Below are 14,220 nucleotides of genomic sequence, written 5' to 3' on the forward strand. Positions count from 1 at the left end.
CGTTTCCGTCGGAGGGTGCCGATGTGGCGGACTAATTCTGATCAACGGGTTTCAAGCCCGGCACATTCGCCGCCGGTTGTCATCTTCGACATTTTTCGCCGACGTGTGTCGCCGCTAGGCGTCGTTGCAGTTTTTGCGACCCTGCTGGTTGGTTGTGAATTGCTAGCAGATGATGCGGCCACAACAGCGAACAAAAAAACTTCAACCGCCGATGCGTGGTCCGCAACCACTTCAGCACTTTATCCTGCGGGACAATCCAGCGCGACAGATGCCGAGGCAATTAGCGCCGAGCAAATGGCGGCCCACATCGATCGGCTGTTGGCGGATGCCTGGCAAGCGGCCGGTGTGGAAGCGGCATCGCCTACGACCGATTCGGAATTCGTGCGGCGAGTTTATCTCGATTTGATCGGACGCATTCCATCCGTGGCGGAAACCTTGGATTTCGTCGACGACACCCACGCCGACAAGCGCCGGCTGCTGGTCGAAAACCTGCTGCAGCGCGGCGCTTGGGCCGCGCACTTCGCCAACACCTGGCGCGATTTGCTGTTGGCAGGCTCTGCCAACCCCGAAATGCGGGCCCAAAGCGCGGCTTTGGAAAGCTGGTTGCGACTCCGATTCGCCGTCAATATGCCGTACGACAAGATGGCGCGGGAATTGCTCACAGCGCGCGTTTCATCTGGAGCCACTGACGCCGGCGAACCCAGCCCCGCGGCATTTTATTTGGCCGCCGATTACAAGCCGGAGCAGTTGGCCGCCAGTACGTCGCGCGTATTCTTGGGAATTCAGTTGCAGTGCGCCCAATGTCACGATCACCCCTTTGCCTCGTGGAAGCGCGAACAATTTTGGCAAATGGCCGCTTTCTTCAAAGACTTGAATAACGAAACAGCCATGCCGGCCGAAAAACCGTTGACGTTGGCTGCTCTGGTGAAACTGGTTTCCCTGGACGATGCTGACAGTTTGAAGGTGCCCGACTCCAAAATCGTCGTCAAGCCGCAATTCCTCGATGGAAAATCTCCTCAGTTCAAACCCGACCAAATCAAACGCGAAGTGCTGGCCCAGTGGATCGTCGACTCGGCGAATCCGCTGTTTGCTCGGGCTGCAGTAAACCGGCTGTGGGACCATTTTTTTGGCCGCGGCCTGGTGAGCCCGGTCGATCACTTGGATACCGCCGGCCCGCCCTCGCAACCGCAAGTGTTTGATGAGCTATCGCAGCAATTTGTGCTGCACGGTTACGATCTGAAATATTTAATTCGTGTCATTACGGCGACGCAGGCCTATCAGTTATCGAGCGCGGCCGGCGGCAAGCCGAACGATCAACAATTATTGCTGTTCGGCCGGATGCCGCTGCGGCGGATGAGCGGCGATCAGCTTTTCGCCAGCTTTGTGCAAGCGACCGGCTTCCAACCCGTCAGCCAATCAACCACGCAAGCTGCGCAACTGGAGCCGACTGCCCGCGATGATTTTCAAGCCCGGTTTAACGACAATAGCGTGCCGCGCACGGAAGCCCCCACAACCATTTTGCAGGCGTTGGCGCTGATGAACGGCAAATACGTCGCCGACGCCACGGATTTGAAGGAAAGCCGCGTGTTTGCTTCGATTGCCGACGCGCCGTACCTGGATGCCAAGGGCCGCATCGAGATGTTGTTTCTTTCGGCATTAAGCCGCCGGCCTGATGCGACGGAGTTGGAACAGTTGTCGGCCTACATTTCCTCGTCCCCTAAGCACGACGAAAAAGGACCGCTGGCCGACGTGTTTTGGTCACTGCTGAATAGCGCCGAATTTGTGTTGAACCATTGACCGCCGCGGACCAATCCCCTTTTTCGAATTATCTCTTAGCCTGAGGTCGATCATGTGCGGCATTCATCATTTGCAGCGATTCGTGGGACCGTTCTCGCGCCGCGATTTGCTGCGGCTGTCGCTGACGGGCGCGGTCGGCATTTCCGCCAGCGGATGGTTCGAAGCGCTGGCGCAGGCCGCGGCCGACGATAAAAACCGGCATCGCTCCTGCATTTTATTATGGATGAACGGCGGCCCCAGCCAAATGGACACTTTCGATTTGAAGCCCGGCTCGCGCAATGGCGGCCTGTTTAAGGATACTGCGACCGTGGTGCCCGGCATGAATATCAGCGAGCACATGCCGCAACTGGCCCAATGGACCAAACGCATGGCGATTGTCCGCTCGATGACGGCCAAGGAAGGCGACCACGGTCGGGCCACGGCTTACGTTCGCACCGGCTATGTTCCCAGCGGTCCAATTCATTATCCCACCCTGGGTTCGCTGGTGGCCAAAGAGTTGGGTCGGCCCGATGCGGAATTGCCCAATTTTGTCAGCATCGCCCCGAACCGGGCGCTCAGTCCGGCAGCATATAGCGCGGGCTTTTTAGGCGCAGGATATGCCCCGCTGATTGTCGGTGAACGAACCGTAGCATCCGCTTCTGGCAACGACGAGGGCAAACTGGAAGTTGACGATCTGGAACCGCCGGCGGAAATTCAGCCAGAGATTGTGAATTCGCGATTGAAACTGCTGGATGCGCTCAACAGCGGATTTTTGAAAAACCATCCCGATGCGCCGGCCAGCAGTTACCAAGCGGCCTATCAACGGGCCGTTGAATTGATGCAAAGCAAGCTGGCCAAAGCGTTCAAACTTGAAGAAGAGCCGGCCCAGGTTCGCGATGCCTACGGACGCACCCGTTTCGGACAGGGCTGCTTGCTGGCCCGACGGTTGGTGGAGCGCAGCGTGCCCTTTGTCGAAGTCACACTGGGCTCCATCGACGGTGCCGGCGCCGGCTGGGACACTCATACCGATAATTTCGAAGGGGTCCGCAAACTTTCCGGCGTGCTCGACCCCGCCTGGGCCACGCTGATGAAGGAACTGGACGAGCGCGGACTGCTGGATAGCACGCTGATTGTCTGGATGGGGGAATTTGGCCGCACGCCGCAAATCAATTCCAACGGCGGGCGAGATCACTATCCACAAGCGTACAGCAGCGTGCTAGCCGGCGGGGGAATTCGCGGTGGCCAAGTCATTGGAAAAACCAGCGACGACGGCCTGACCGTGACCGATCATCCCGTCACCGTGCCCGATTTGTTGGCCACCGTTTGCACGGCTCTAGGCGTCGACCCGATGTTGCAAAACGAATCGAATTTGGGTCGGCCCATTCGAATTGTCGACCCGGCGGCCAAGCCGATCGCCGAGGTGCTGCTGTGAATCGCGTGCGGCTTGGGCTGAGCTGCCCGCGGCCGCTGGCCGCGCTGTCTTTCGTGCTGATTTTTTTCCTGCCGTGGGCGTTCAACAATTTGGCCCGCTGCCGGGCTGCTGATGCTCCGGCGGCCAAACCAGCGGAAGCGGCTACGACGGTGGACTCCGTGTCAGAAGCCAAGCCTGCGGATTCCGGCCGCGTGCAACAATTGTTGTTGCTGGGGCCCACCTATCCATTGCGAATCGACTTGCACATCGACGTCAACGGCGACAAGTTTCGTGACGTGTGGCAGCGGATCGTCGACGAAAGTTTCGATCGGTTTGATGTTGCCAAAAAAGGGCGCATTTCCGCCCTGCAAGCCAACCGTTTGTTTGCGCTGTTTTCTCCCGCCACCGGCTCTGCGCCCCCCGAAGCGCCCTCGCTGGCGGCAATGATGCGCATGCCCCAAGACTATTCGCGGGCAGACGTGACGGCGCGGCTGGCAAAAATCGCTCCGCCCTTTACCGTACGGCATCGCCTGGCCAGCCGCGGCGCGGGGCCGGCCTTGTTTTCGCTGCTCGATACCGACGGCGACGGCCGACTTTCGCGAGCAGAATTAAATGCCGCTGAACAAAGCCTCCGCTGTCGAGATTTTAACGACGACGGCCTGATCACCGCGGAGGAATTGATTTCTGGCCCAGGACACAGCGGCGAAATTCGTGCCGGCCAAGAAGCTTCCTTAGCGGTGGATGGGCCGGTCATTGCCATAGGCCCGAACACTCCGCCGGACGCGTTAGTGGAAGCGTTGCTATTTCGCTACGATCAAAACCATGACGGGCAATTATCGCTGGGCGGATCGACGCCGGAAATCCGTTCGCCCGGCAATTTGTTCGGCAAGTACGATTTGAACCACGACCAATCGCTCGATCGGACCGAATTAACGGCCATGCTGGCGGCGCCGCCCGACATGGAAATGTTTTTTTCGTTCGGACGGGCTACCCCTCAGCGGCATGCGCCAAGCAACAATTCGGCGTCCGGCGTTACGGGATACCGACTGCGCGGCAAATTGGACGGCGGTTATCGCCTGACCGTGGCGGAAATCGATATTGATTTCCGCCGTAATAACCGCGATCCGGCGCAAGCGAATCAAGATCCAAACTTTTCCGATTACGACCAAAACAAAGATGGCTTCCTTACCAAGGACGAATTAGCAGCCGCGGGAATGGCCGACAACTTTTCCTTGATGGATGCCGACGGGGACGGAAAAGTTTCGCCCGAGGAGTTTGATGCGTTTTTTCGCTGGAAAAATGCGATTGCCGGATCTCAATTGGTGCTGGAAGCCACGGACGAGGGGCAAGATTTATTCTCCTTGCTGGATCGCAACGGCGACGGCGTGCTGTCTCCCCGCGAATTGAAATCGGCCGCCGACATTTTGACCACCGATGACGCCGACCACGACGGTTACATCACCAGCGCCGACATTACCTATCACATCATGCTCGATCTATCGCGGGGAGGGCCAAGTGCAACGAACAATGTGGCCGCGGCGCCTCCGTCTAAACAACCGCGGCGCGCCAAGCCTGCGGTGTCGCCCCCCGATTGGTTTACTAAAATGGATCGCAACGGGGACGGCGAAATTAGCCCCTCCGAATTCTTGGGCAGCCGTCAACAATTCGACGAATTGGATGCCAACCACGACGGCCTGATTGACGCCGCGGAAGCCGCTGCCGCTTCTACGAAACCCCACCCGTAATCACCTTGCCTCTTCAAACAATCGCTGCCCGATAAGACGGCAAAGTTTATGGATTCTCGCGCCGCACAAGCAGGGCAACAGGAAAGCGCCGCAATAGGTCACCCACCGGATTGCGCCCTCCATTCACACTTTCGTCAGTCAAAATGTTGCGCCAATTTCCGCGGGGGATTTCTAGTGCGGTGTCATCCCATGATCCTGCCAGACTGAGATTCAACCTAGGTGCAATCGTCAAAATTTCGTCGGCCCGCAAATACGCCACGACATGGTCAGCCCTGGTGCCCTTGGCATAGATTGGCTCATAGGAACCCGTTTCGAACTGCACGGGCCGCTCCTTGCGTAAAGCCAGGGCTTGCTTGATCAGCCAAAGCTTGGGCAACCCTTCGGACAAACGCGCCCCAATGGCTTCGGCCTCCATTCCTTCCAACTCCGCAAGCAATTGCTCACGCCTTGAAAAATCGACCGGTGTGCGGTTGTCGGGGTCGACCAGCCTTAGATCCCACACTTCGGAGCCTTGATAAATATCCGGCACGCCCGGCGAAGTCAGCTTGAGCAGCGTGTGCGCCAACGAATTCACCCAACCCAGCGGCGCCATTTCGGCGACGAAGGCGGTCATCGAATCACAAAATTTTTGATCCGCCAGGGAGCCGGATATAAACGCCGCCAGCGCTTGCTCGTAGGGCTCATTCGGCGTGGTCCACGACGTTTGTTGTTTGCCTTCGCGCGCCGCTTTCAGCATGTAGGCTTGCAGGCGCTCCACTTCGATGGGCCACGCGCCGAAAGCAGTTTGATAAAACAAGTATTCCAAATTCTTATCGGGCTGAAAATGGGTTTTATAGCGTTCGTTGTTAGTCCACCAACTGCGGACCAAGGCGGCCCACCGCTGCGGAATTTCCGAAAGCAGCGCCAGCCGCAAGCGCACGTCTTCGCCGCGCTTAGTATCATGCGTCGTCGTGGCCAACATGGTGCGCGGATGCTTCGCGAACATTTCCTGGTTGCGGCGGTGAAACCGCTCCACAGAAATCGCAAACCGATTGGGTTCGCTCCCCACTTCGTTCAAAGCCACGAAGCGGTTGTAGCAATAGAATAAGGTGTCCTCGATTCCCTTCGCTGTCACCGGACCCGTGCTTTGCTGGAAGCGCATCACCAGCTCGGTTTCTGCGGGCCCTCGTGAGTCTAGGAACAAAATGCTGCGAAAAAAATCGAACAGGTCGGCATCCAGGTCGGGACGGTTACCCTTGGCGGCGTCGATGGCCTCGTGGAGATAGCGCCGGTCGGTCTCGCCGACCGTCGGATCGTCGGCCCGAACGTACGTGCGATACACCGGAAAGCAAGCAATCACCTCGCGGAGCATCGAATTCAGCTCGCGCCGGGTATAGTCGCGATAGGCGCGCCGACTTTCGCAAATCTCGGCCAGTTGGGCTGTCAATCGGTTCAAGTCGCTGGCGAATAAGTCGCGCATCACCAAATGCTTTTTCTCGCGCGCCAGCTTGGCATAATCGGTCGATTCGCCGGTGAACTCCGCATAGAATTCCGTCAGCGGCGCCTCTCCGCTGGGGTCGATGAATACCCGCATCGCCGCATTCAAAAAATCGTAACCCGTCGTCCCGGCAATGGGCCAATGCTCCGAGATCGCTTCATCGGGCATGAGAATTTTTTCCGCGACAATCCAGGCCTGAGGCGCCGCTTTGGCCAAGCGGGAAAAATACTGTTGCGGGTCGCGCAGACCGTCCGGATGATCGACCCGCAAGCCATCGAGCACGCCGCGATTGAGCCAATGCACGACCAGCGCATGCGTGTCATCAAAAACCTGTTCATCCTCCATCCGCAATCCGACCAGCGTGTTGATATCGAAAAAGCGGCGATAATCCAGCTCCTGCTTGGCCATCCGCCAAAAGGCCAATCGGTAATTCTGCCGTTCGAGAAGATCGTCGAGGCGATCGGGCGAGGCGTTGATGTCGGCCAGCACTTTGTCAATGGCTGCCGCCCACTCCGGTTGGGCACGCAACTGCTCGTCCAACATGCGGTGAAGAATTTCCTTATCGCGATGCCGGCGGATAACGCTCCGCCGGTCCGTTCGATTTGCCGGCGGCAAATGAGTGGCCACATCGGCGGCAAACGACAAGAGATCTGAACCGGTTTGTTCCGCGGCGGCCGAAAGAATCATGTCTAGCGACTTGGGCGCCAACGGAAACATGTTTTTCGCATAGCGGACATGGAACGAGCCATTCTCTCGCTCCACGCGAATTTGACCGGCCGCTATCACCCGGCCGTAATGGTCCCCCAAAATGGGAATCAGTACCCGGTTATAAAGCTTTTTTTCTTGGGGTTCCCAATCGACGTCGAAATAACCCGCGTACCGGCTGGAGGGACCGTTTTCCAGCACGTCCCACCACCAGCGGTTGCCGCTGTGCGAAATGCTCATGTGGTTCGGCACCACGTCCAACATTTGTCCCAAATGGTGTTTGCCTAGCGTGTTGCAAAACTCCTCGTGACCCAGTGTGCCGCCCAGCTCGGCATTGACGCTTTGATGATCCAAAACGTCGTACCCGTGGGTGCTGCCCGGCGCCGCTTGCAGGTACGGCGAACAGTACACATGGCTCACGCCCAACGCTTCCAAGTATGGGGCGATGGCGGCCGCTTCCAAAAATCCAAAACCGGGCCTCAATTGCACTCGATAAGTGCAGCGCGATTGGTAAGCGGATGCAGCACTCATGAAAATCGAAAGCGATGAACAGTTTCAGGAAATTCTGATTTTGATGATTGCCGAAATTTCAAACATGTGTCGCTCAAGTTTTGCTGCCTAGCAAATAAACAATCGCCGACAGAGGAATTTCCACCCAGTCGGGCCGATGGTTCAATTCGTAACCCATTTCATAAATAGCCTTTTGGAGCAGATAAAAATTCAACAGCAGCTCGCGATCTTTCGCCGCGGCGGGAAAAAAATGGGCATCCTCAATCGTCGTCTGGTAGGCATGCAAAAACGTGCCGACCGTGGAAATCGCCCACGCGGTTCCAGCCTGCTTCAGCGGTTCGGTATTGTCGGGGGTATGCAAGCCCGTGGCCGCCAGATGATTGAATCCCTGCGCGGCGGCGTAGTGAAACGAGCGAATCATGCTGGCCACATCTTGTAAGGGCGAGCATTTAAGTCGACGCTCCGAAAGCGATCGCTGCGGCTCCCCCTCGAAATCGATAATCATAAAATCTTTGCCCGTGTATAACACTTGCCCCAAATGGAAATCACCATGGCAACGAATCCGCTGGGCGGCAATTTTTCCCGAGCTGATGGCTTTAAGCTGCTCCAACACCTGCTTTTCGTGGTCCAAAACCTGCCGGCCGATTTGCTGTGCACGGGACGACAAGTGATTAATTCGCTTCTTTAATCGCTGCAGATTTTGCACCGCTAATTTCCGCGCCGATTGATACAGCGAACGCTGATAAAGTTGTGAGAACGGCTCGGGAGCAAACGCCAAATCTTCGGCATCGGAAGCTAAAGCGCGGTGCATTTCTGCGGTCCGTTGTCCAAGCAAAGTTGCCGCGTGTAAAAATCCGCTGGCGAATTCCTGAACCGAGGCCGGCAGCGGAGCGCCCGCTAATTCCCACAGCGATTGATTCCCCAATCCCTCCGAGCTGGGCCATCTTTCCCGCGGCTGCGTCAACACTTGTTCAAAGTAACGGCCCAGATTGTCCAACGCATATTGCCAGGCCGTTTCTGCCTGGGGCACTAACACATTCATCACAGCCAACGTAAGCGGCTCGCTTCCATCGGTTTGATATTCAATGGCGCCGAACAATGCCGGCGTATGAGTAAATGTATCGTGCTGAGCGAAGAAACGGCCAATTTCTAAATCCGGATTGATGCCCGGTTTGACGCCGCGGAACAATTTCAAAATCGCTTTGTCGCCATAGATGATCGAGGTGTTGCTTTGCTCCCCCTTAATGACCGTCGCCGGCAGCGAAGCCTCGCCCGAGGACAACTGCGTGCGCAACGCCGGCAAATGGGAAACGGCTAATTCTCCCTTTTCGCTTTTCCAACGGCGGCGGCGAAGTAGTGTATCCCACAGCGCTGTGGTAAAGACGGCGTCCGCGGTCGCATCGAACACCACGCCGGCTTGCTTGGCATCGCGCAAGTTCAGCCGAACGAGGGCCGATTTTGGCGATTCGGCAATGAACGGCTCCGCCGCCTCACCGGCCAAGAATCCCAGTGGCAGCAAATACATTTCCGGCTCGCCATCGGTGTAATCGACATGGGCCAGCGCCAAATATCTGGCTTGCGCTGTCCCCTGATGGTTGCCCAACAATATCGTGTCGAGGATCGTTACGTTTTGAATGGTCCGTGCTTTGCCGCCAAACCAGCGTTGCGTGGGCAACCAACCGCGGAGAACCGTTTCCAATTGACTTTTGGCCCGCCCTCGGAAAATTTCGGTCCACAGGGCGTGAACATTCATTCGGCCTAATTTATCATCTGCTTTGCCGTCCGCTTGCGAGTCAACTTTGCCGTCCGTCAGTTTCATCACTGATGGCTCCAACGCAAACCAATAAAATGCGTGCGGTCCAAGCGTCAGCAAATACGGCAACTTGCCAATCGCCGGAAAACGATTATGGCCAAACAATTCGACCGGCACGCGGCCCTCGCACGACGAAAGATCGAGTTCCACATACTGAGAAAATCGCGATAAGTTGGCCACGACCAACACCTGATCGTCGTCCATGTGCCGCACAAATGCCAGCACCTTGGCGTTATCCGGAAGCAGCAACTCCAACGAACCACGACCAAATGCCAGGTGTTGATTTCGCACGGCGATCAAGCGCTTCATCCACCACCACAGCGATTGGGGATTATTTCGCTGGGTTTCCGCATTCACGGTTTCGTAATGATATTCCGGATCGATGACCACGGGCAAATACAGCTTTTGCGGATTCGACCGCGAAAAGCCGGCGTTGCGGTCGGAGCTCCATTGCATGGGGGTGCGGACGCCGTTCCGATCGCCCAGGTAAATGTTGTCTCCCATGCCGATTTCATCGCCGTAATAAATCACGGGCGTGCCGGGAAGCGAAAACAGCAGTCCCTGCAACAGCTCGATGGTCCGCCGGTTGTTGTTTAACAGCGGCGCCAGCCGGCGGCGAATGCCCACATTGATGCGTGCTTGCGGATCGTGCGCATAGACGCGATACATGTAGTCGCGCTCTTCGTCGGTGACCATCTCCAACGTCAATTCGTCGTGATTGCGCAAAAACAGAACCCATTGGCAGTTGGCGGGAATCGGGGGAGTTTGCTGCAAAATGTCGACGATGGGAAAACGATCTTCCATGTGTTTGGCCATGAACAGCCGCGGCATGACGGGAAAATGAAACGCCGTGTGACATTCGTCGCCGTTGCCGAAATACGCGCTGGCATCTTCCGGCCATTGGTTGGCCTCGGCCAGCAGCATACGGTCGGAAAAATGTTCGTCCACGTAGCGCCGTAGCTCTTTCAAAAAAGCGTGCGTCTCCGGCAAGTTCTCGCAATTTGTGCCTTCTTGCTCGAACAAATACGGCACGGCGTCAAGCCGCATGCCATCGACCCCCATCTCCAACCAGAACGAAACCGTTTCCAGTAACGCTTTTCGAACTTGCGGGTTTTCGAAATTCAAATCGGGCTGATGCGAATAGAAGCGATGCCAATAATACGCCTTCGCCACCGGATCCCAGGCCCAGTTGGAAGACTCGAAGTCCTTGAAAATAATTCGGGCATCCTTGTATTTATCGGCCGTGTCGCTCCAAACGTAGAAATCGCGCGCGGCGGAACCCGGCTTGGACCGGCGCGCACGCTTGAACCAGGGATGTTGATCTGAAGTGTGGTTCAGCACCAACTCGGTAATGACTCGCAGGCCGCGCGCGTGGGCCTCTCGCAAAAACACTTTGAAATCGCGCAGCGTGCCATAGGAAGGGTGGACGCTCGTGTAACCAGCAATGTCGTAACCGTCGTCCTTCAAGGGTGAAGGATAAAAGGGCAACAGCCACAACGCCGTAACGCCCAGGTCTTGGATATAGTCGAGCTTGCTAGTTAAGCCCGGAAAATCGCCGACACCGTCGCCAGTACTATCGCAAAATGCCCGTACGTGAACTTGATAAATGACCGCATCTTTATACCACGTGGGACCGCCTTCTGTGGCGGACGGTCGGTGCGATTCGGAAGCGAATGCAGAAGGCACTGAAAGCAGTTCCGGGGCCATATCGAATCACACAGAAATTGCCAGCCAGTCATTATAGGTGCATAGAGCAACTTGTCGAAGGCCGCACGAACACACTGATTAAAACAGCCGTTTATCTGCGGCCTATGAAATCTACGTCGCAGCAGGCCGCCCGGCGGTTGTCATGCAGGCTGACTAAGCGAGATTTTCGCCATCTTCAGTCCGTCGCAGAATTTTGCGGGGCAAGTTCAATGCCAAACCACACGGAATTTAAGATGAACGAAGTAACGCGGCGGGTCCCCAAATCGAGATTCGGATGAATGGTCCCGCTTCTGGCATGGCGTATGCAAAGCATCTCGTAGACAGGTTCAGGATTCAGTAGAACTAATTTAGAATGATGCGCTGTACACATCGACTGAAAGTGATTATGCCAGGACGACACATCGAGTCGTTCAGCTGAACGGATTTTCGTTCTTCTATGCAATACATCCGCCAGGACCGAATACCACGCCGGTTGCCAATTGGAGCTGAATGTCTACCACAAGGAGGAGTGCATTTCCGAGTTTGGGCTCCAAAGCCCCGCCAAGTCCAGTTGGTGTTGATGCCGAACGATTCACCCGGCGCCGGCGCGCAACATTTCCCAATGCATGCCGAGGGGGAAGGATATTTTTCGTTGGCGTGCGATCAGGCCAAACCGGGAATGCTTTACGGCTATCGCCTGGATGACTTCCCAAAAATATTCAGCGATCCCGCCTCACGATTCCAGCCGCAAGGAACCGTGGGGATGTCGCAAATTATCGACCCGCGCGCGTTTGCCTGGACCGATCAGTGCTGGACCGGTTTGGAACCATCGGGACAGGTGCTTTACGAACTCCACGTCGGAACGTTTACGGCCGAGGGAACATTTGCGGCCGCGGCTCGACAACTGCCGGAATTAGCACGCGTCGGCATCACGACGATCGAAGTCATGCCGGTTGCGGAATTCTCGGGCAGCTTCGGCTGGGGTTATGACGGCGTGCTGATGTTTTCCCCAACGCGCTTGTACGGCCAGCCGGACGATTTCCGGCGGTTTGTAGACCAGGCACATGCCGTGGGCTTGGGGGTCATTTTGGACGTAGTCTACAACCATTTTGGAAACGTTGACAATTATCTGGGCATGTTCGCCAACAATTTCAAATCTTCCTCGTACAAAAATGAATGGGCAGACGCCATCAATTTCGACGGCCCAAACTGCCAACCGGTGCGCGAGTTTTTCCAGACCAACGCCGCGTATTGGATCGATGAATTTCATCTCGACGGTTTCCGCTTTGACGCCACCCAACAAATTTTTGACCACTCCAAGGAACACATTCTTGCCGCGGTCAGTCGCGCGGCAAAAAAAGTTGCGGGCGGCCGCAAGCTTTATCTTGTGGCTGAGAACGAACCAGAAGATGTGGGGCTGCTGAAGCCGGCGGCCGAGCATGGCTGGGACGTCGATGCGATATGGAACGACGATTTTCATCATGCGGCCCACGTCCGCCTGAGCGGTGCCAACCCCGCCTATTATTCCGATTTTTTGGGAACCGTCGAAGAACTAGCGGCGGCCGTAAAACGCGGACTCATTTATCAAGGTCAGCGCTCTCGCTGGCAAAATAAACCGCGAGGCACACCCACCAGTGGACTTCCAGCCTGGGTCTTCGTTAGCTTTCTGGAAAATCACGATCAGGTCGCCAATTCTCCCTCGGGAATGCGAATTCATCAATTGACAAGTCCAGGCCGTTTCCGGGCCATGACCGCCTTATGGCTTTTGATGCCGCAAACGCCCCTGTTCTTTCAAGGCCAAGAGTTTGGCGCGTCGACTCCGTTTCTGTTTTTCGCCGATTTTTCGGGCAACATGGCGAAAGCGGTAATTGAAGGTCGTGCCAAGTTTATGTCGCAGTTTCCCGATTTAGCTTCGAAAGAAGCGCAGCGTCAATTGCCCAATCCGACCGATCCAGCCGTTTTCCAACGCTGCAAATTGGATTTTCGAGAACGGGAAACGCATCGGCCGGTTTACGATTTGCACATCGATCTTTTGAAATTGCGCAGAGACGATCCGATTTTTCGACGACAGCAATCCGATGCACTCGATACCGCGATTTTAAGTCCCGATTGTTTCGCCATTCGCTACTTTGGCGAGGCCGGAGACGATCGGCTGGTCATCGTAAATTTTGGAAAGAAACTAAATTACTTTCCTGTTGTGGAACCACTGCTGGCGCCGTCGGATCATCATCAATGGAACCTGCTGTGGAACAGCAATGTGCCAAAATACGGCGGCCCGGGCACGGTGACCAAGGAAACAGAAAACGGCTGGTCGATTGAAGGTGAGTCGGCGATTGTAATGCAAGCAATTTCCTCCAAACCTGTTGAGGCCGATAACACAGCCGGCGCCCGGCCCAAGCAGTGAACAATCGGAAGCGAAATGAGCACGCATATTCAACACCGAATGTATCGCCCGGCATTGCAGGAGCGCGACCCTGAAGTTTTAGTAGGGCGTGAGTGGCTCGTCACCAACGGACTTGGTGGATATGCCTCCGGCACACCCGCTGGAACCTGCACCCGGCAATACCACGGATTATTGATTGCCGCGCTGCCGGCGCCGTTGGGCCGGTTCGTGATGTTCAATCATTTGGCCGAGGAAATCAAGTTGGAAGATCGGAAAGTCATTCGGCTGGATGCCGACGAGGTATCGGCCAGGGGGTTAACGCTGCACGCCGGAAACCTGGTGGAGTTTCGCCTGGAATCGAGCTTGCCCGTGTGGCGCTACGAAATTGGGCCCGTGCAACTGGAAAAGCGAGTGTTGATGCCCCACTTGCAAAATACCGTACACATCAACTATCGGCTGTTGTCGGCGCCAGGTGGTTTGCGGCTCCGATTGCGTCCGTCGTTCCATTTCAGGCCGCACGAGGCGCCGGTCAATAGCGATTTGGAAAAATCGTATTCGTTAACCGCAATCCACGAACGCATTGAAATTCGATCCGAAGTGGCCCCGCCCTTCCAGATGTTGCTGACGGCGAATCGATGCAACATGGTTTTGGACGGCCGCTTTCGAGAAATTCATTATCGCATGGAGCGGGCCCGCGGTTATGAAGATACGGGC

General features: G+C 56.2%; 7 protein-coding genes. 5 read left to right on the forward strand and 2 right to left on the reverse strand.

What is annotated here, in order from left to right; translation table 11 throughout:
- The first annotated feature begins 21 nt into the window (after positions 1 to 21).
- The 3 genes from VMJ32_15135 to VMJ32_15145 are packed head-to-tail and all read left to right on the forward strand — an operon-like array spanning position 22 to position 4,932.
- Positions 22 to 1,797 (forward strand): DUF1549 and DUF1553 domain-containing protein, encoded by a 1,776-nt coding sequence (locus VMJ32_15135; protein ID HTQ40357.1) that lies wholly within the window; start codon positions 22 to 24, stop codon positions 1,795 to 1,797.
- A 52-nt stretch (positions 1,798 to 1,849) separates the two neighbouring features.
- Positions 1,850 to 3,208: a DUF1501 domain-containing protein gene (locus tag VMJ32_15140; protein HTQ40358.1), complete on the forward strand. Its 1,359-nt coding sequence runs from the start codon at positions 1,850 to 1,852 to the stop codon at positions 3,206 to 3,208.
- Positions 3,205 to 4,932: a hypothetical protein gene (locus tag VMJ32_15145; protein HTQ40359.1), complete on the forward strand. Its 1,728-nt coding sequence runs from the start codon at positions 3,205 to 3,207 to the stop codon at positions 4,930 to 4,932. Before VMJ32_15140 ends, VMJ32_15145 begins: the two co-directional genes overlap by 4 nt.
- 46 nt (positions 4,933 to 4,978) lie before the next feature.
- Here the strand turns inward: VMJ32_15145 and treY are convergent, their stop codons facing one another.
- On the reverse strand, positions 4,979 to 7,645 hold the full coding sequence (gene treY / locus VMJ32_15150; GenBank protein ID HTQ40360.1) for a malto-oligosyltrehalose synthase: 2,667 nt from the start codon (positions 7,643 to 7,645) through the stop codon (positions 4,979 to 4,981).
- Between the two features lie 73 nt (positions 7,646 to 7,718).
- On the reverse strand, positions 7,719 to 11,123 hold the full coding sequence (gene treS, locus VMJ32_15155; protein HTQ40361.1) for a maltose alpha-D-glucosyltransferase: 3,405 nt from the start codon (positions 11,121 to 11,123) through the stop codon (positions 7,719 to 7,721).
- Positions 11,124 to 11,580: 457 nt separating this feature from the next.
- Between treS and treZ the strand changes: the two genes are divergently transcribed.
- Positions 11,581 to 13,527, forward strand: a complete 1,947-nt coding sequence (treZ, locus tag VMJ32_15160) for a malto-oligosyltrehalose trehalohydrolase (protein ID HTQ40362.1) — start codon at positions 11,581 to 11,583, stop codon at positions 13,525 to 13,527.
- A gap of 15 nt (positions 13,528 to 13,542) precedes the next feature.
- On the forward strand, positions 13,543 to 14,220 hold a 678-nt coding region (locus VMJ32_15165), incomplete at its 3' end, for a glycogen debranching enzyme N-terminal domain-containing protein (GenBank protein HTQ40363.1).

This window comes from Pirellulales bacterium (assembly GCA_035499655.1).
Lineage (GTDB): Bacteria > Planctomycetota > Planctomycetia > Pirellulales > JADZDJ01 > DATJYL01.

Coding starts and splice junctions, on each gene's coding strand:
- VMJ32_15135 (HTQ40357.1), top strand. CDS start 22: ATGTGGCGGACTAATTCTGATCAACGGGTTTCAAGCCCGGCACATTCG.
- VMJ32_15140 (HTQ40358.1), top strand. CDS start 1,850: ATGTGCGGCATTCATCATTTGCAGCGATTCGTGGGACCGTTCTCGCGC.
- treY (HTQ40360.1), bottom strand. CDS start 7,645: ATGAGTGCTGCATCCGCTTACCAATCGCGCTGCACTTATCGAGTGCAA.
- treZ (HTQ40362.1), top strand. CDS start 11,581: ATGCAATACATCCGCCAGGACCGAATACCACGCCGGTTGCCAATTGGA.